Raw genomic sequence first — 18,258 nt, forward strand, 5'->3', positions numbered from 1 at the left:
TTCATCTGGCCAAAAAATATCTTCGGGGGGAAATCGCGCAATGCGCGATTGGGGGGCAGACAGCCCCCCCTGCGCCGATCACATCCCGCGCGCCGCGTTCAGCGCTTTGGGCAACGCGACCGCAAATGCATCCAGATCAGCATCCGTCCCGCAACTGACCCGGATACAGCGATTTTGCGGGGCAACAAAAGGCATCCGCACAAAGATTCCCTGCGCGACTAACGACTCCAATACTGCCTTGGCAAAGACACCATCCCGACCGCAGTCAATCGCCACGAAATTGGTGGCCGAGGGCAAGGGCACCAACCCATTGTCCCGCGCAATCTGGTTGATCCGATCCCGAGCCGCGTCGATCAAACCCTGAACCTGCGCCAACCAGGCCCCATCCGCCAACGCGGCCAGCGCCCCGGCCTGTGCCGCGCGGTTCATCCCGAAATGATTGCGCAGCTTGTTGAAGGCCAATATCAGTTCAGACGCACCAATCGCATAGCCGACCCGTGCTCCGGCCATCCCGTAGACCTTGGAAAACGTGCGCATTCGGATCACGCGCGGGTCTTCTGCCGATACCGGCGCTGCCGTACCTTCGGGCGCGCATTCGACATAGGCTTCGTCCAGCACCAGCAGGCAGCCCTTGGGCAGTGCCTCCATCGCGGTCACGATATCCTCCCCGCTGTGCCAACTGCCCATCGGGTTGTCCGGATTGGCAAGATAAACCAGCTTGGCCCCAACCTCGGTGGCCTTGGCAAACAGGGCCGACGGGTCTTCGTGGTCTGCGGCATAGGGCACCTTGTGCAAAACGCCCCCATAGCCCGCGACGTGATAGTTGAACGTCGGATAGGCCCCATCCGAGGTCACAACCGCGTCGCCCGGACCTACAAGCAAACGCACGAGATAGCCCAGCAGCCCATCGATGCCTTCACCAACCACGATATTCTCGGCTGACACAGCATGATGGTCGGCCAGAGCAACGCGCAGATCGTGGTTTTCCGGATCTCCATACATCCAGATCTCGGTCGCTGCCTGTCGCATCGCCTCAATTGCGCGCGGCGAAGGGCCGAACACGCTTTCATTTGCGCCCAGCCGGGCGGTGAAGGGCGCGCCGCGCTGACGCTCCTGTGTTTCGGGACCGACAAAGGGCACGGTGGCAGGCAGGGATTGCGCAAGGGATGTGTATCGTGGTCCGGTCATACGTGCAGATAAACGCAAGTCGCGCGGCTCGACAAGGCTCAGCCAAGGCCGGCCTTTGCCCTGACGTCGCAGTGGAACTCGGCCCGCCTTTCGGGGCATGCTGACAAAAACCAGAGTTGGGAGGCCCTGCATGGCGCGCGTATCCGTCGAATACAAAGACCACATTGCCCACGTAACGCTGACACGCGGCGACAAGATGAATGCGCTGGATGACGCGATGTTCAAGGCGATTGTGTCGGCCGGGCAGGACGTCGCGGCCTCGGACGCCCGCGCCGTTGTGCTGTCGGGTGAAGGCAAAAGCTTTTGCGCCGGGCTGGACATGGCCAGCATGGCGGGGCTGGCGCAGGCCGATCCGAACGAGATGCTGATGCCGCGCACGCATGAGGACGCCAACCCCTTGCAAGAGGTCGCGATGATCTGGCGGCGCGTGCCGGTGCCGGTGGTCTGCGCCATTCAGGGCGTGGCCTATGGCGGCGGGCTGCAAATCGCGCTGGGCGCGGATATCCGCATCGCCCACCCCGAGGCCAAGCTGGCCCTGATGGAGATGAAATGGGGCATCATCCCGGATATGGGCGGCATGGTTCTGCTGCCGAATCTTGTGCGCTCGGATGTGCTGCGCCTGCTGACCTACACCGCGCGCCCCATCGGCGCGGCACAGGCCGCCGAGTGGGGGCTGGTCACAAAACTCTCGGACGATCCGCTGACCGAGGCGCAGGCACTGGCCGAAGACATCGCGGGCAAAAGCCCCTCGGCCATCCGTGCGGCGAAACGGCTGATTGATGTGGCCGAGACCCGGCCCCGCGCCGACGTGCTGCTTGAGGAGTCCGCCGCGCAGGTGGAACTGATCGGCAAGCCGGATCAGATGGAGGTCGTGATGGCCCAGATGCAGGGCCGCAAGCCCGAGTTCAAATAGTCACCGCATGAAGGCCCGTCGCGCATCGCGGGCCATGTTGTATCGCATCTCAAGTTCGGCGATGCGGGCCATGGCGGCCTTGCGGGCCTCGGGGTCGGTCAGCGCGGCATATTCCTTGCGGGCGGCGTCCAGATTTTTCCGGATCTCGAATTCTTCGGGCAGCACACCGGCCTGCGCCATGATCCGGTGCCCGGCGGCAATGGCGGGGTCGCCCTGCGCCTCGGCAGACCGGTCGGGCAGGGGTTTGCCTTCGCCCTCAAGCCCCTGCAACTGGCCCTCGGCCTGCGCCTTTTTGATCTGGCGTTCGATCAGTTTTCCCAGCGGTCCAAACATGGCGCAACAATACGCCATAGCCACACCGGATAAAAGCGTTCAGCGCGCCCGGTTGGTGAGCAGATAGGCAATGCCGCCCGCCGCCAATCCCCAGACCGCGGCACCCAGCCCAAAAACCGTAATCCCCGAAGCGGTGATGGCAAAGGTGAGGATGGCCGCCTCGCGTTCGGCAGGCACTTCGAGCGCGCCAAAAGTTGCGTTCGCCATCACGCCGATCAGCGCAACTCCGGTCAGGGTTCCCATCAACAGCGGGTCGGCATGGGCGGCAAACCCGGTGATCGCCACCGCAAAGACGCCAAACAGGCAGTAGAACACACCGGCCATGACCGCCGACCAATAGCGCTGGTCCCGAGCCGGGTGGCTGTCCTCGTTCGAGCACATCGCAGCGGTAATTGCGGCAAGACAGGTGGCGGGGGCTCCGAACGGGGCCGACAGGATGCTGGCCCCTCCGACCGCCGAGAACAGCTTGCCCGCATCCGGTGTGTAGCCAAAGCTGCGCATCACCGCGATGCCGGGGATATTCTGCGTGGCCATGGTGACGATGAACAAAGGGATGCCGATCCCGACAGCGGATGCGACCGAGAATGTGGGCATGGTCCAGACCGGCGCGGCCACCAGATGCTCGGGGCGGACGGGGCTGCCTCCGGCGTTCAGGACAACGACGATTGCCGCCGCGACCACGGCGGCGGGGACGGCGAACAGCCGGTTGAAACGGCCCGCAATGAACCAGGTCAGGATCACCGGCAGGGCCTGCCACGGCAGTTCCACGGCGGCTTTGAAGGGAATGATGCACAGGGGCAGCAGCACCCCGCCCAGCATGGCCTGCGCCAGTGTCGTCGGTATCGCCGCCGCCAACCGCCCCAGCGGTCGCCAGAGACCGGCCAGAACGGTCAGGGCCCCGGCGCACAGAAACGCGCCGACGGCCCCCGAAAAGCCAGCAGCAGGCGTGGCCGAGACCGCAAGCAGCGCCGCACCGGGCGTGGACCATGCCACACTGATCGGCTGCTTGTGCCAAAGGCTGAGGATGATGGCCGCCAACCCCATCGCAATCGCCGCCATCATCAGGCCGGATGCGGATTCAGCGCCCGATGCGCCCATCGCCGCAAGACCCTGCAACACAATCGGAAAAGAGCTGAAGAACCCGACCACCGCCACCACGAGGCCGGTCGAGATTGTCTGCACGGGGGGAAGCGGGTGCGCCATTGCTGCCTCGGGCTTGTTTGAGCAGATTGCTAACAATCGCGGGCTATCATGAGCAAGTGGAAAGCTGTGTCGCCCATAGAAAACCCCGCCAGACGGGTGGCGGGGTTCGGGATTTCCGTATTTGGAACGAGAAGAAGATCAGGCGATTTCGGCCAGACGGGCGAGCGCTACGTTCAGTTTCGCTTCTTCCTCTTCGCGGGCGGCGAGGTTGGCTTTGGCTTCCGCGACAACCTCTTCCGGGGCCGAGGCCACGAATTTGGGGTTGTTCAGACGACCGCGCAGGCCACCCAGTTCCTTGGCCAGCTTGCCTTTGGCTTTTTCCAGCCGTTCCTTTTCCGCGCCGATGTCGATGATATCCGCCAGAGGCAGGCCGAAGGACGCGCCGGGAGCGGCGATGGAGATGGTGCCTTTGGGCAGTTCGTTCGCCTTAGTCAGGCTGTCGATCCGCGCCAGACGTTTGATCAGCGTCTCGTTGCGGTCCCATGCGGCCTGACCGTTGGCGTCGATCTCAGTCACCAGCATCGGCACGTAGAGCCCCGCCGGAACCCGCATCTGCGCACGGGCCGAGCGGGTGTTTTCGATCACCGAGATCACCCAGTTCATCTCACGATCCGCGTCGGCGTCGATCAGATTGGCGGCGGCGTAGGTCGGCCAGTCGGCGTGGACGACCATCTTCGCGCGGGTACCGGTCAAACCCCATAGCTCTTCGGTGATGAAGGGCATGATCGGATGGAGCAGGACCATGCACTGGTCCAGAACCCATCGCATGGTGGCGCGGGTCTCGGCCTGTGCCTCGGCATCGTCGCCTTGCAGCAGGGGTTTCGACAATTCCACGTACCAGTCGCAGACCTTGCCCCAGACAAAGGCATAAAGCCCGTTGGCCGCATCGTTGAAGCGGTAGCTTTCCAATGCCGCGTCGACCTCTTCCCGCACGCGGGCGGTTTCGCCGATGATCCAGCGGTTCACGGCGGCTTTGGGCTTTAGGTCGGCCACGTCCAGTTGCGGAACGGCGTCGGTGAAGACCTCGTTCATCTCGGCAAAGCGGACGGCGTTCCACAGTTTGGTGCCGAAATTGCGATAGCCGGTGATGCGCTCGCGCGACAGTTTCAACACGCCGCCGATTGCCGCCATCGAGGCGTTGGTAAAGCGCAGCGCGTCTGCACCAAACTCGTCCACGATCTCCAGCGGGTCGATGACGTTGCCGGTGGTTTTCGACATCTTCTTGCCCTTCTCGTCGCGGACGAGCTGATGTAGGTAGACGGTGTGGAAGGGAATCTGATCGACCACGGCCAGTTGCATCATCATCATCCGGGCGACCCAGAAGAACAGGATGTCGAAGCCGGTGATCAGAACGTCCGTCGGGAAGTAGCGCTTCAGTTCATCGGTCTGCTCGGGCCAGCCCAGCGTGCCGATGGGCCAGAGGCCGGAGGAGAACCAGGTGTCGAGGACGTCGGGGTCGCGCCACAGTCCAATAAGAGTGACGTTGTCGAGATTTTCAGAAGCCGTTCTATTTTCAACCTCGATGCCATTATCGAGTTCGTCGCCACCAATACCGTTGGAGCGATAATACTCCATAGCGGCCCTTTCGGCTTCCTCAAAGGAGGGGGCGCAGAAGGCAACGACAGCGTCCGGTTCGTAGGAGAGTTCGGAAAACTTGGCGGTAGTGTATTCGACGTAGTCGGGAGTTGCATCGACAACTCCCGGCCCATACCAAACCGGAATCTGATGCCCCCACCAAAGCTGGCGCGAGATGCACCAGGGCTCGATATTTTCCAGCCAGTGGTAATAGGTCTTCTCGCCGGACTCAGGGATGATCTTGACTGCACCGCCCCTGACCGCATCCAGCGCCGGGCCGACGACCTTTTCAGCATCGACGAACCACTGGTCGGTGAACATCGGCTCGATCACAACTTTCGAGCGGTCGCCGAAGGGCTGCATGATCGGCTTGCTCTCGACCAGCGGGACCAGCGCCGCCGGGTCGTCATCTTCGCCCAGTTTGGTGCCCAGAACCGGGTTGTCGGCGCGGGTCATGACGGCCAGACCGTCAGCGGTGATCTCTTCGACGACCTTCGCGCGCGCCTCGAACCGATCCAACCCACGCAGGTGATCTGGCACGAGGTTGATCGCGTCGATCTCGTTCTCGGTGAACGCGCGCCCACGGGCGTATTCCTGCGCCTTGCCAGCCTCGTCGGCGTAGGGCGCACCATCGGCCCGCATCGCGCCTTTGGTATCCATCAGGCGGTACATCGGGATGCCGCCACGCTTGGCCACCATGTTGTCGTTGAAGTCATGCGCGCCGGTGATCTTCACCGCGCCCGAGCCGAAATCAGGATCGGGATAATCATCGGTGATGATTGGAATCTGACGGCGATGCTCTTTCGGGCCAACCGGGATTTCACAGAGTTTTCCAACGATTGGCGCATACCGCTCATCTGACGGGTGAACCGCGACCGCACCGTCGCCTAGCATGGTTTCGGGGCGCGTGGTGGCGATCGAGATGTAATCGCGTTCTTCTTCGAGGATGACGTTCCCATCCTCATCCTTCTCGACATAGGTATAGGTTTCACCACCCGCCAGCGGGTACTTGAAGTGCCACATATGACCAGCGACTTCGATATTCTCGACCTCAAGGTCCGAGATTGCGGTCTCGAAATGCGGGTCCCAGTTGACCAGACGCTTGCCGCGATAGATCAGGCCCTTTTCGTACATATCGACGAAAACCTTGATGACCGCGTCGTGAAAATTCGGAGAATTTTCGTGCCCCGTGCGGGGATCGCGCGGCGCGCCTGCCATGGTGAAGGCGTTGCGCGACCAGTCGCAGCTTGATCCCAGGCGCTTCAGCTGCTCGATGATCGTGCCGCCATATTCGCCTTTCCATTCCCAGACCTTGTCCAGAAACGCCTCACGCCCCAGTTCACGCCGGCTTGGCTGCTGCTCGGCGGCCAGTTTCTTTTCCACCTGCATCTGGGTGGCGATGCCCGCATGGTCCTGACCGGGTTGCCACAGCGTGTCGAACCCGCGCATCCGGTGCCAGCGGATCAGGATGTCCTGCAGCGTGTTGTTGAACGCATGGCCCACATGCAAAGCGCCTGTTACGTTGGGCGGCGGAATCATGATGGTAAAGCTTTCGTCGCGAGATTTGTTCGCGCCTGCCTTGAAGGCTCCGGCCTGTTCCCAGGCCTTGTAAATGCGGGCCTCGGCCTCGGCCGCGTTGAATGTCTTTTCCATCGCCATGGGGTGCGTCCTGCGTCGTCAATCCTTGATCAGCGCCTGCAATAGCGAATGGACGCGGGAAGGGGAAGGGCCTGCGCGCCTAGGTCATGCCAAAGCGGGCTTTGAAATAGGCATCGACGCGCTGATAGGCCGGTTCGTGGAAGTCGAGGGTCAAAAGCGAGTGGTCCTTGCCCGGATATTCCTTGGTTTCCAGCAGATCGCCAAAGGCCCGTTCCAACGCGTCCATCAGTTTCTTCGGGGCCAGCTTGTCGCCTTCGTATCGCATTGCCAATCCGGGGCCTTTCGCCGTCATACCGGCCGAGGCTGCGGCGATGTCCTGCGCGCTCATATGCAGGTGCTTGCCGCCAAAAATGGGCAGGGCGGGCTGGCTGGCCACGCCGCCCACCACGGCATCTTCGGCCATCAGCGTCAGGGCGAAGCTGCCAGTCAGGCACATGCCGATGACACCGACGCCTGCGCTGTTTTCGCGCTGCTTGATCTCTTGCGTCAGGGCGCGCATCCATCCGGCGATGGGGCTTTGCTTGCCTCTTGCGAAGATGTTGAACTCTTTTCGCACGCAAAACAGCCGGGCGGCGTTCTTGGCCATTTCAATCTTGCCATAGGCGCCGAACAAATGCGGCAGGTAAACGCGGAACCCTGATGCGTTCAGCTTGGTTGCCAGATCCAGCGTTTCAGGCCCGATGCCAGGCAATTCCTGCAAGATCAGGATCGGAGGGCCGTTGCCGCCGACGTAAACATCGTGCGTCGTGTTCTGCCCACCGGTCAGCGGGGCTGTGAATGGGAAAACGGTGTCATGTGTCCAAGCCATGGCTTGCATGCTACCTGATTTCTGAAACGCAGCAACATCTGGGCGCAAGGGGCGAAAATCCCTGCTTTGGCGTGGGTCCGCAACGTGAGGCGCGTCACAGACCATGCGCTAACAATCTGCTACAAATTGTAACTCAGATAGCAATACCGCGAGCAGATCGGCTGCCCAAAAACTCGTTTCTGGGGTAGCTGCGACGCTCAGGTGAAGGCTTTGGTCTGACATGTTGTGTTGTTTGTGTTTTGTTAATGGTTTCAGTGTCATGAAGATCATAACGCGTTTGAAATCTCTGGTTTGGGATGCTGTCGATCCGGCGGTGAGATTGGCCATGATCCTTGGTGCCAATCGGCAACGGCTCACGCCTTCGTTCATGGCCTGTGCCTTGCCCCAGGCGTTTGGGATACCCATGATCAGGTTTACCCCGGCGGTTGTGTTGGCGATACCTGTGTCTTCGGGATCGGCGGCAGCGACCGGGGCAGCTAGGCAGGCGCACCGGTCGCTTGGAAGATACGGCCGGAGACGCGCCCAAGGCGTACAGGGTGCGGTGGGCTGAGATGTCCGCCACATCCCAAAACGAATAGGAAGTGCGGAAAGATGAATTTGTCGCGGTTGAGTAGGAGGGTTCTTGGATGGCTCGGACGGCCATTGCGATCCGAGCATTCCGCCGAGACGCCGCATCGCGAGCCGATCAGCCATGTCATCATTCTTGACGGTACCATGTCGACGCTGGAGCCGGGGTTTGAGACCCACGCCGGTCACACCTACCGTCTGTGCCGCGAGGCCGGAAGTCAGGTCTCGGTCTTCTACGAATCCGGTGTTCAGTGGGAAAACTGGAAGTCTTCGCTGGACGTGATGATGGGGCGCGGCATCAACCGGCAGATCCGCCGGGCGTATGGGTATCTGGCGTCTCGGTACAAGCCGGGCGACCGGATCTATTTCATCGGCTATTCGCGGGGGGCTTATGGGGTGCGCAGCCTGGCCGGGGTGATCGACATGATCGGGTTGCTCAAGGCCGAACACGCAACCGAGCGCAATATCAAGCAGGCCTACCGCCATTACGAGTGCAACCCCAGCGGCGCCGCGGCGCGGGATTTTCGACAACAGTTTTGCCATGACGAGATCGCTATCGAGATGATCGGCGTGTGGGATACGGTGAAAGCGCTGGGTCTACGCCTGCCGCTGCTGTGGCGCTGGGCCGAGGATCGGCATGCCTTTCACAACCATCATCTGGGTCGCGCCATCCGGCACGGCTATCACGCCATGGCGCTGGATGAGACCCGCGAAGTCTTTGAGCCTGTCTTGTGGAAATGCACGCCCGACTTTCAAGGCCATGTCGAGCAGGTCTGGTTTCGCGGCAGCCACGGCGATGTGGGCGGCCAGTTGAATGGGTTTGAGCAGGCGCGACCCCTTAGCAATATCTCTCTGATCTGGATGCTGGATAAGGCCGAGATGCACGGGCTGCCGCTGCCCGAAGGGTGGCGCGACCGGTTCCCCACAAATGCCCATGCGCCGTCTGTTGGCACGTGGCGCGGGTGGGGCAAGATTTTCCTGCTGCGCAAGCATCGAAAAGTGGGGAAGGATCGGTCGGAACGGCTGCATGTCTCGGTCGCACCGGATGAGTTGCCGCGCTGGGTGCCGATGCCGGATTTCCCGTCACATCCGGCGCAGTAACCTTCGGTTTAATCGAACAGTGCCGAGGGGTGTTGGGACCGAAACGCTTCGAACGCCGCCTGAATGTCCTGTTCAAGGTTCCGTGTCAAAGAAAGGTCGGGCAGGCTGTCCCTCGGGAAAAACGCCACGTCGCTTGTCTCGGGTCCCGGTTTCGGTGTGGCCGCACCCGCCTCATCACACAGAAAGAACAGCTTGTAGAAATCCCGAATGTCAGCCGGGTACGGGTGCCGTGCCTTGTGCCGAAGCGCATAAAGGTGCCGTGCACGAACGCGCAATCCGGCCTCTTCCCAAACTTCACGCTCGATGTTTTCCGCCGGAGAGCTTCCAATATCCGCAAATCCGCCCGGCATCGCCCATTTTCCGTCACTGCGCTCGCGCACCAGCAGGATGTGGCCGTCGCGGATCACGGCCCCTCGAATGTCGATGCTGGGCGTGGCGTAGCCGCCCGCATGTTCGGATACCAAAGCGTCGAGTTCCGACAGAGGGATGCGCCCCAGATCGGCCAGCATAGCACGGGCCATGTCGGCAATCTCGTCATAGCGTTCGCGGTCGAACGGGTCTTTGGTGAAATGTTGGCCGGTTTCGGCCAGAGCCAGCAGTCTTTTTGCCCGGGTGAGCCAGGTATCCTCCATCGCGGTCGGATCCTGGCGCATCGGATTTAGCGGCGACGGTCCCGGCGCGAGCTCATGGGCTGGAAGGCCACACCCACATGTGCCTCGCAATAGGGTTTGCCAGCCTCAACGGGCAGGCCGCAGAACCAGAAATCATCGGTCGCGGGGTCACCGACGGGCCATTTGCAGGTCTTCTCGGTCAACTCCATCAGCGTCAGCTTCTTGGCCTTCTTCTCAACCTCGTTGACCTTAGCCAGCGCCTCGGGGCTGATTTCGTTGGCCGAGGGCTGCGGCGGCAATGGCTGACCGGCAGGGATGATCTGACGACGGGCCGGGACCGCTGGTTTGGCTTCTGCCGCCGGGGCAGGGGCCGGGCGCGCCGGTTCGGTTTTGGGCGCAGGCTTGGGCTTGGCCTCGGCCTTGGGTGCGGGTGCCGGTTTTTCCTTGGGTTCGGATTTCGCCGGGCTGGCACCGGTTGCCCGGTTCGACAGGCCCAGACGATGCACCTTGCCGATCACCGCGTTGCGCGTCACACCGCCCAGTTCCTTGGCGATCTGACTGGCCGACTGGCCCTCGCCCCACATCTTTTTCAGCAGTTCTACGCGCTCGTCGGTCCAGGACATGGGTTGCCTTTCAAAAAACGGGAAAGCGGCCCCGGATTCGGGCCGCCTTGGGAATTCGTGTCAGCCCCCTATTCTAATCACTGCGCCCCGAGTTACAAGCAGTCTTCGAATCGGATTGAGGTCAGATGATGCAGAGCCCCGCAGAGCAGAGTGAACCACGGTTTGGTCCGGTCAACTGGATGGGTCTTTATACGCTGGCGCAACGCGAAACGCTGCGCTTTCTGGCGGTCTGGACACAAACCTTGCTGGCGCCCTTGGTGACCGCCGGTCTGTTTCTGCTGATCTTCAACATCGCCATCGGCCCCAGCCGGTCGGACGTCATGGGTGTGCCGTTTCTGACCTTTCTGGCCCCGGGCATCATGATGATGACGGTGATCCAGAATGCCTTTGCCAATACGTCCTCGTCGATGGTGATCTCGAAGGTACAGGGTAATATCGTCGACACTCTGATGCCGCCGCTCTCTCCTTTGGAGATCCTTCTGGGCTATCTGGCAGGCGGTATCGCGCGCGGCGTGCTGATCGCCTGTGTCGTTGCGGCTGCGCTGGCTTTGGTGTTGGGGATCGTGCCGCAACACCCGCTGGTCGCGTTGATCTTTGTTATCATGGGCGGCGCATTCATGGGGGCCCTGGGGCTTTTGGCCGGGATATTCGCCAACAAGTTCGACCAGATGGCGGCGATCACGAACTTCATTGTGACCCCGCTGGCGTTCTTGTCGGGCACGTTCTACTCGGTCGAGGCGCTGCCGCCGCTTCTGAACCGGATCAGCCATGTAAACCCGGTGTTCTATCTGATCGACGGGTTGCGATACGGCATGATCGGAGTCTCGGACAGCGCACCTGTTTTGGGGTTTGCGGTGTGTGGGTTGGCCACGTTGATCGTCTGTTGCGCCACCTGGCAGATGCTGCGCACCGGTTACCGGCTCAAGGCCTGACGCTGCCGCGTTTCACGCCAGACCAGGATCAGTGCCCCGGTCAGGATGACCGAGGATCCGATGACGCTGACGACATCGGGGATCACGTCGAAGATCGCGAAATCGTAAAGCGCAGCAAAGATCAGCGTTGCATAGCTGATCGGGGCGACAAATGACGCATCCGCCCGCGCCATTCCATTGACGAAACACGCCTGAGCGCAGGCCATCAACCCTCCGATACCAGCCAGCGCGGCCCATTGGGCAGGTGTAGGCGGCTGCCACACGGCGACCACGGCGATCGTCGCAATGGCCAGTCCCATCGAGTTGTTCACCAGCAGAATCTGGATCGGAATTTCCCGGCCCGCGAGCTTTTTGATGAAGATCAGCTCCATCCCGATAACCGCCGCCGCCGTCAGCGCCAATAGTGCAGCGGGCTGAAAGCTTGCAGGCGTCGGGCGCAGCAGAATAAGCGCCCCAGTCAGGGCCACCGCAGCGGCCAGCCAGCGCCACGGCCCAACACCTTCCTTCAACAGCGGGATGGCCAGAACCATCGCAAAGACGGGGTTGAGGAAAGAGATCGCGGTGGCATCCGCTATTGGGATGTAAGCGACCGAGGCAAACATCAGCGTGATCCCCAACCAGCCAAAACTGGTGCGACCAATGTGCAACCCCCAATGCGGCCGCCGAAGCCTGGGGCGTAGCGCGGCGACGGCGCTGATGATCACCAGAAACGCGAACAGAAACCGCCCATGGCTGATTTGCATCGGGTGCAAGGGCGGGCCCAAAGTGTCAGTGCCCAACGCCTTGGCCAACAGCGTCGTGGCGGCGATCAGGGCGCTTGCGACAAAGATCAGCAAAGCCGCAAGCGGCGGGTTCTGGGGTGTGGGTGTCATGTCCAAGCGGTGCGTTACATCCGGGGAAATGGCAAGTGGGAAATCCCGCGCCTTATGCCTTCCGGGTATCAGCGCAGATTCGGGGTTTTCAGATCCGACACATCCCGCTATACGACCGGCCATGATCAAAACAGCACATATCCTGCGCCTCCGACGCCGACGCCGCACAGCGTAACCGGCCCGTTTGATCCAATTGCGCGCTGTAAATCCGTGCAAACCCCACCAAATCAGTTGACGACCATGGCTCTTGTGTATCAACCACAGGGCTTAACCTACCCGAAAAGGATGATCCGATGATCCCGTCCGTTCTGCCGACCTATAACCGTGCGCCCCTGACCTTTGTGAAGGGCGAAGGCGCCTGGCTGACCGAGGCGGATGGCCGACGTTTTCTGGATCTCGGCGCGGGGATCGCGGTAAACGCGCTGGGCCACGCGCATCCGGTTTTGGTCAACGCCCTGACCGAGCAGGCACAGGCGCTATGGCATGTCTCGAACCTGTATCACATCCCGCAGCAACAAGCGCTGGCCGACAAGCTGGTCGAGCATACCTTTGCCGACACGGTTTTCTTCACAAATTCCGGGACCGAGGCCTGCGAACTGGCCGTGAAAATGGCCCGCAAGTATTTCTATGACAAAGGCCAGCCGGACCGGGTCGAGATCATCACCTTCGATGGCTCTTTCCACGGTCGCTCCTCGGCCGGGATCGCGGCGGCGGGGTCCGAGAAGATGACAAAGGGCTTTGGCCCGCTGTTGCCCGGCTTTGTCCACCTGACTTTCGGTGATCTGGATGGCGTGACCGATGCGATCACCGAAAAGACAGCCGCAATCATGATCGAGCCGGTTCAGGGCGAGGGCGGTATCCGCCCGGTCCCCGACGCGGAACTCAAAGCCCTGCGCCAGATCTGCGACGAACACGGGCTTCTGCTGATCATGGACGAGGTCCAATGCGGCGTCGGGCGCACCGGGAAACTCTTCGCCCATGAATGGGCGGGGATCACGCCCGATATCATGATGGTTGCCAAAGGCATCGGTGGCGGCTTCCCGTTGGGCGCGGTGCTGGCCACGGAAGAGGCCGCCAGCGGCATGACCGCAGGCACCCACGGCTCGACCTATGGCGGCAACCCGCTGGGCTGCGCCGTCGGATGCGCGGTGATCGATCACGTCGCAACCCCTGAATTTCTGGAAGGCGTTAACCGTAAGGCGGGCCTGCTGCGCCAGAAACTCGAAGGTTTGATCGCCGATCATCCGGACGTCTTTGAAGAGGTCCGCGGCTCTGGCCTGATGCTGGGGCTGAAATGCAAGGCGACCAATCTGGACGTGGTGAATGCAGGCTACGACAATCAGGTTATCACCGTGCCTGCCGCCGATAACGTGATCCGCCTGCTGCCGCCTCTGACGCTGACTGAAGACGACATCGCGCAGGCTGTCATCCGCCTGGACAAAGCCGCCGCGCAGGTCGAAGGCCAACTTGCCACTGCCTGATCTTCATCTTTTCCCAAATACTCCGGGGGTGTGGGGGCTGGCCCCCACTCGCCGCTCAGCCAAAAGCGAAACGATATGAACCATTTCCTTGATATCCACATGACCGATCAGGGTGACCTGCGGGCCATGATCGATCAGGCCGCAGCAATGAAACAGGCCCGTCTGGGCCGCCCCAAGGCAGCATTGGACGACGAACAACCGCTCAAGGATCGCATGGTCGCCCTGATCTTCGAAAAACCATCGACCCGGACGCGCGTGTCCTTTGATGTAGGTGTCCGGCAGATGGGCGGGCAGACCATGGTGTTGTCGGGCAAGGATATGCAGCTGGGTCATGGCGAAACCATCGCCGACACCGCCCGCGTCCTGTCGCGCTATGTCGATATGATTATGATCCGGACTTTCGACGAAACGATCCTGACGGAAATGGCCGAATACTCGGATGTGCCCGTCATCAACGGTCTGACCGACCGTACCCATCCCTGCCAGATCATGGCCGACGTGTTGACGTTTGAGGAACATGGCGGCCCGATCAAAGGCAAAAAGGTGGTCTGGACCGGGGACGGCAACAATGTCTGCGCCTCGTTTCTGCACGCTGCCGGTCAGTTCGGGTTTGACCTGACCTTCACTGGCCCCGCGCAGTTCGATCCCGAGCAAGAGTTCATGGGGTTCGCCCGCCAGAAAGGCTCGAAGATCGTGGTGGAACGGGACCCGTACAAAGCGGTCGAAGGCGCGGATCTGATCGTTGCCGATACATGGGTGTCGATGCACGATTCTCAATCGGCCAAGGAACGCCGCCACAACCTGCTGCGCCCCTATCAGGTCAATGCCGAGCTTATGTCGCATGCCAAGCCTGACGCGTTGTTCATGCATTGCCTGCCCGCGCATCGGGAAGAAGAGGTCACGTCCGAGGTGATGGACGGCCCGAACTCGGTCATTTTTGACGAGGCTGAAAATCGCCTGCATGCGCAGAAGTCGATCATGCGGTGGTGCCTCGGCGTCTAAGCCCGCCGTCTGGCATCCCACACCCGTAATTTGGTGAGCGCCCGGGCGCTCGCCAGTACCACCAGAACGCATAAAGCGGTCTTGGTCATGATCTCCATCGTGCCTTCGATCAGCATGGCGTGGATCACGCTGCCCAGAATGGTAATCATCGCCAGCCCCGTATGACTCAACCGCCACAGGCGAAACCGCAGGTTCAGGCGCGCCCAGCAGATGCCCAGAACTGCGGCCCCAAATGCGGCCCACATCGCAATCACGCCCCATGCCGAAAACGGGGTTGGCGATGTAAAGAGAAGGGCATCTACGACATCCGGCGGGCTTGTGATCCATAACCCGATTACGTGGGTCAGGATGGCCAAGACCAGCATTATTCCAACCGCACGATGCAAGCGCCGGCTGGTCACGGGCGATAGTCCCGGCAGGTCTTTGGCTGCCAGAAGTGGTTGCAGCAACAGAAGACCCATGCTCAGAACACCCGCGAACCCGGCGGTAATGTAGATGGGGTCACGCCATTGCAGATACGGGCTGGACGCCGCTGCAATCAGCGGAACAAGCAAGGCAGCCGTCAGCGCCCCCCAGATTGCCAAGCTGCGGATCACGCTTCAGACGGGCTGAAGGACGAAATGCGCCGCAAGGGTTTTGTCCCTTGCACTGGACATGACCGGACGCAGGAACACGGTTTCGAATTCACCACTGTCATAGGCCAGATGCCCGTGTGGCTGACCAAAGGCTGGCACGATCTGCGGCATTTCCAGCCGGAATTCACCATTGGCGTCGGTCAGGGTTGCCCCATGGCTGTGCGGATCGCGCTCGTGCCCTTCGGTGGTATGTGCCCAGATCTGGATGCGCTGACCGGCCAGGGGTGCCCCGTCACCAGCGCGCCGCACGGTTCCGGTCATCCAGAAGCCGCCGCCGCCAATCCGTTCGACGATCGGCGCGCCGGGGCGGTAATTGTTCGACCCGCCTCGCATCGATGGCGTGGGGGCAAGACCTGCTGCGCGCGCGGGGTTTGGGCGTAGGGCTACAACGCCGACCGCAGCTGCTGCACCCGTTGCGATAAGGGTTCGACGAGTCATCAGTATACGGGTCATGAATAACGCTCCTATCGATCCTGCGGCGACCTTGTGTGATCCAACCATTCAGGCGCAATCGATGGCTAAAGATAGCACACCCAAGCCGGATTCCGAGTTTCTACCCTTTAGTATTCGGCAGGATTCCCCTCACGCCTGCGTGAGTGGTTGGGCCGAGGCGGCCGCTTCGGCATCGGTTTGCACGCACACTGTGCGCTCGTGCGCTTTCCCTACTTGTTTTGCGGTATATATTCGCACCCATGAACACAATGCGGTGCAGTGGCCGCTTTTTGAGGGAGAAGAAAAATGAGTTGGAATCCGACCCACAATCCCGAATGCGTGTCCGAAAACCCGGCGCTGGATACTCTGATCATCCCGCGCGCGCGCGATCTGGGCGGGTTCGAGGTGCGTCGCGCCCTGCCATCGGTTCAGCGACAGCTTGTAGGCCCGTTTATCTTCTTCGACCAGATGGGCCCGGCGGAATTCATCACCGAAGGCGGCATCGACGTGCGGCCGCATCCGCATATCGGTCTGGGCACTGTCACCTACCTGTATAAGGGCGAGTTCGAACACCGCGACAGCCTTGGCACCCATCAGATGATCTACCCCGGCGAGGTTAACTGGATGGTCGCCGGGCGCGGGGTGACGCATTCCGAGCGCACAAGCGACGAAACGCGCGGCAAAAGAAACAGCCTGTTTGGCATTCAGACCTGGATCGCGCTGCCGGAACAGCATGAGGATATGGCCCCGGATTTCGAACATCACAAACAGGGTGCGCTGCCTTATATTCAAGATACCGGCGTCACCGCGCGGCTGATCCTTGGCTCGGCCTACGGCGAAACAAGCCCGGTGACCATGATGTCCGAGACCTTCTATCTGGATGTCCAGCTTGATCCCGGCGCGTCCTTCCCTCTGCCCGACGACCACGAGGACCGCGGCGTCTATGTCACCGAAGGTTCGGTTGAGATCGCGGGCGATGCGTTCGAGGCCGGGCGCATGATGGTCTTTCGCCCCGGTGACAAGCTGTCCGTCAAGGCAGGGCCTTTGGGCGCGCGGCTGATGCTTCTGGGTGGCGCGACATTGAATGAAGATCGTTACATCTGGTGGAATTTCGTCTCTTCTTCGAAGGAAAAGATCGAAACAGCGACGCGGGAATGGAAGACGGCTGATTGGGCCAACGGCGCCTTTCACCTGCCGCCCGGTGACGATCAGGAGTTCATTCCGATTTCCGAGGATCTGCAACGCACAAAACCAAGGCTCGCGCGTCGAACGTGACGTCATACGGCGGCAGGGTTGTCCTGCCCCCGCAACGCTGTGATCTTTCCCTGAACGGAGGGATCGCCATGAAAATTGTCGTCGCAGGCGCTGGCAGTATCGGGTGCTATTGCGGGGCTTTGCTTGCCGCCTCGGGGCATGAGGTCACTTTGCTGGGGCGCGCGCGCGTGCTGGACCCGATCCGGAAGGACGGTCTGACAGTCACCGATTTCACCGGGCTGCGCCGCACTGTGTCGGCTGAGGCCCTTGTGTTGAGTGAAGACCCCGCATGTCTGGGCGAGGCCGAGCTTGTCATCGTGACCGTGAAATCCGGAGCCACGTCCCAAATGGCCGAGTTGATTGCGTCGAACGCTGCACAATACATCCCCGTCCTGTCCTGGCAAAACGGGATGGAGAACGCTCGGGTCATGAAAGACATCCTGCCCGGTTTTGACGTTCGCGCCGGGATGGTGCCCTTCAACGTGGTGCCGACCGATCCGGGGGCCTATCACCGGGCAACCTCGGGCGACATTGTTATCGAAGACGGCCCCGGCGGTTTGGCCACACGGCTGAGCAGCCCGGACCTGCCCGTCTCGGAAAGCGACCGGATCGAGGCGGTTCAGTGGGGCAAACTGGTTATCAACCTCAACAACGCCCTGAATGCGCTGTCAGGTTTGACGCTGGTGGATCAATTGACGGATCGCAACTGGCGGTGTCTGATGGCCGACCAGATGGCCGAGGCTTTGGCCGTTCTGAAAGCGGCGGGCCAGCCAGTTGCCTCGACCACCCCGTTGCCTGCCGGGATGACGCCGCACGTTCTGCGCCTGCCGACGCCTCTGTTCACCCGCATCGCGTCAAAAATGCTGACCATCGATCCGGCGGCGCGAACCTCGATGGCCTATGACCTGATGGAGGGTCGGGCGACGGAAATCGACTCGCTGCAGGGTGAGATCATGCGTCTGGGTCAGAAAACCGGGGTGCCGACACCGATTTGCACGCGCGTTTCAGACCTGATCCTGCAACAGCCTTCGACCCGGCTGACACCGGATCAAATCCGGCCCTGACGGCT

General features: G+C 61.4%; 18 protein-coding genes. 7 read left to right on the forward strand and 11 right to left on the reverse strand.

From position 1 onward, the window contains the following. Nucleotides 1-78: 78 nt before the first annotated feature. Nucleotides 79-1,188 (reverse strand): pyridoxal phosphate-dependent aminotransferase, encoded by a 1,110-nt coding sequence (locus ACR0KX_RS14495; RefSeq protein WP_170623702.1) that lies wholly within the window; start codon nucleotides 1,186-1,188, stop codon nucleotides 79-81. 130 nt (nucleotides 1,189-1,318) lie between these two features. Here ACR0KX_RS14495 and ACR0KX_RS14500 point away from each other — a divergent pair, with 130 nt between their 5' ends. After that, the gene (locus tag ACR0KX_RS14500; protein WP_170623700.1) at nucleotides 1,319-2,101 is read left to right on the forward strand and encodes a crotonase/enoyl-CoA hydratase family protein; all 783 of its coding nucleotides are present in this window, start codon (nucleotides 1,319-1,321) and stop codon (nucleotides 2,099-2,101) included. On the opposite strand, the gene ACR0KX_RS14505 is transcribed toward ACR0KX_RS14500, so the two are convergent. From ACR0KX_RS14505 to ACR0KX_RS14525, 5 genes are all read right to left on the reverse strand, one after another. Further along, on the reverse strand, nucleotides 2,102-2,434 hold the full coding sequence (locus tag ACR0KX_RS14505; protein WP_480708539.1) for a DnaJ family domain-containing protein: 333 nt from the start codon (nucleotides 2,432-2,434) through the stop codon (nucleotides 2,102-2,104). 39 nt (nucleotides 2,435-2,473) lie between these two features. Next, complete coding sequence (locus tag ACR0KX_RS14510; protein WP_480708540.1) at nucleotides 2,474-3,637, reverse strand: benzoate/H(+) symporter BenE family transporter; 1,164 nt, start codon at nucleotides 3,635-3,637, stop codon at nucleotides 2,474-2,476. A gap of 138 nt (nucleotides 3,638-3,775) precedes the next feature. Next, the gene (locus ACR0KX_RS14515) at nucleotides 3,776-6,871 is read right to left on the reverse strand and encodes a valine--tRNA ligase (protein WP_480708541.1); all 3,096 of its coding nucleotides are present in this window, start codon (nucleotides 6,869-6,871) and stop codon (nucleotides 3,776-3,778) included. Between the two features lie 79 nt (nucleotides 6,872-6,950). Further along, nucleotides 6,951-7,679 carry a dienelactone hydrolase family protein gene (locus ACR0KX_RS14520; protein ID WP_170454163.1) on the reverse strand — a complete coding sequence of 243 codons (729 nt, stop codon included), beginning with the start codon at nucleotides 7,677-7,679 and terminating at the stop codon, nucleotides 6,951-6,953. A 108-nt stretch (nucleotides 7,680-7,787) separates the two neighbouring features. After that, the gene (locus ACR0KX_RS14525; protein ID WP_480708542.1) at nucleotides 7,788-8,006 is read right to left on the reverse strand and encodes a hypothetical protein; all 219 of its coding nucleotides are present in this window, start codon (nucleotides 8,004-8,006) and stop codon (nucleotides 7,788-7,790) included. A 264-nt stretch (nucleotides 8,007-8,270) separates the two neighbouring features. On the opposite strand from ACR0KX_RS14525, the gene ACR0KX_RS14530 reads away from it, so the two are divergent. Beyond that, a complete protein-coding gene (locus tag ACR0KX_RS14530; protein ID WP_480708543.1) occupies nucleotides 8,271-9,347 on the forward strand; it encodes a DUF2235 domain-containing protein in 1,077 nt (358 codons plus the stop codon). 8 nt (nucleotides 9,348-9,355) lie between these two features. Here the strand turns inward: ACR0KX_RS14530 and ACR0KX_RS14535 are convergent, their stop codons facing one another. Both ACR0KX_RS14535 and ACR0KX_RS14540 read right to left on the reverse strand, forming a co-directional pair. Further along, nucleotides 9,356-10,000 carry an NUDIX hydrolase gene (locus ACR0KX_RS14535; protein WP_480708544.1) on the reverse strand — a complete coding sequence of 215 codons (645 nt, stop codon included), beginning with the start codon at nucleotides 9,998-10,000 and terminating at the stop codon, nucleotides 9,356-9,358. A gap of 5 nt (nucleotides 10,001-10,005) precedes the next feature. Beyond that, nucleotides 10,006-10,581, reverse strand: a complete 576-nt coding sequence (locus tag ACR0KX_RS14540; RefSeq protein WP_170454159.1) for a GcrA family cell cycle regulator — start codon at nucleotides 10,579-10,581, stop codon at nucleotides 10,006-10,008. A 128-nt stretch (nucleotides 10,582-10,709) separates the two neighbouring features. Here ACR0KX_RS14540 and ACR0KX_RS14545 point away from each other — a divergent pair, with 128 nt between their 5' ends. Next, nucleotides 10,710-11,513 (forward strand): ABC transporter permease, encoded by an 804-nt coding sequence (locus ACR0KX_RS14545; RefSeq protein WP_480626868.1) that lies wholly within the window; start codon nucleotides 10,710-10,712, stop codon nucleotides 11,511-11,513. Here ACR0KX_RS14545 and ACR0KX_RS14550 read toward each other — a convergent pair. Then, entirely contained in the window at nucleotides 11,495-12,385 is an 891-nt protein-coding gene (locus ACR0KX_RS14550) for a DMT family transporter (RefSeq protein ID WP_480708545.1), read from the reverse strand. The two genes, ACR0KX_RS14545 and ACR0KX_RS14550, sit on opposite strands and share 19 nt — an antisense overlap. Nucleotides 12,386-12,678: 293 nt before the next feature. Between ACR0KX_RS14550 and ACR0KX_RS14555 the strand changes: the two genes are divergently transcribed. Then, complete coding sequence (locus tag ACR0KX_RS14555) at nucleotides 12,679-13,866, forward strand: aspartate aminotransferase family protein (protein WP_170623694.1); 1,188 nt, start codon at nucleotides 12,679-12,681, stop codon at nucleotides 13,864-13,866. Nucleotides 13,867-13,941: 75 nt separating this feature from the next. Then, on the forward strand, nucleotides 13,942-14,868 hold the full coding sequence (gene argF, locus ACR0KX_RS14560; protein ID WP_170623692.1) for an ornithine carbamoyltransferase: 927 nt from the start codon (nucleotides 13,942-13,944) through the stop codon (nucleotides 14,866-14,868). Here argF and ACR0KX_RS14565 read toward each other — a convergent pair. Both ACR0KX_RS14565 and ACR0KX_RS14570 read right to left on the reverse strand, forming a co-directional pair. Continuing rightward, on the reverse strand, nucleotides 14,865-15,464 hold the full coding sequence (locus ACR0KX_RS14565) for a ferric reductase-like transmembrane domain-containing protein (RefSeq protein WP_170623690.1): 600 nt from the start codon (nucleotides 15,462-15,464) through the stop codon (nucleotides 14,865-14,867). The two genes, argF and ACR0KX_RS14565, sit on opposite strands and share 4 nt — an antisense overlap. Before the next feature lie 3 nt (nucleotides 15,465-15,467). Beyond that, nucleotides 15,468-15,956 (reverse strand): peptidase associated/transthyretin-like domain-containing protein, encoded by a 489-nt coding sequence (locus ACR0KX_RS14570; RefSeq protein WP_170623688.1) that lies wholly within the window; start codon nucleotides 15,954-15,956, stop codon nucleotides 15,468-15,470. A 285-nt stretch (nucleotides 15,957-16,241) separates the two neighbouring features. Between ACR0KX_RS14570 and ACR0KX_RS14575 the strand changes: the two genes are divergently transcribed. Together ACR0KX_RS14575 and ACR0KX_RS14580 are read left to right on the forward strand one after the other, a co-directional pair. Continuing rightward, complete coding sequence (locus ACR0KX_RS14575; protein ID WP_170623686.1) at nucleotides 16,242-17,210, forward strand: pirin family protein; 969 nt, start codon at nucleotides 16,242-16,244, stop codon at nucleotides 17,208-17,210. Between the two features lie 68 nt (nucleotides 17,211-17,278). Then, the gene (locus tag ACR0KX_RS14580) at nucleotides 17,279-18,253 is read left to right on the forward strand and encodes a 2-dehydropantoate 2-reductase (protein ID WP_480708546.1); all 975 of its coding nucleotides are present in this window, start codon (nucleotides 17,279-17,281) and stop codon (nucleotides 18,251-18,253) included. Nucleotides 18,254-18,258 lie beyond the last annotated feature (5 nt).

It is taken from the genome of Ruegeria sp. BG5, assembly GCF_056538425.1.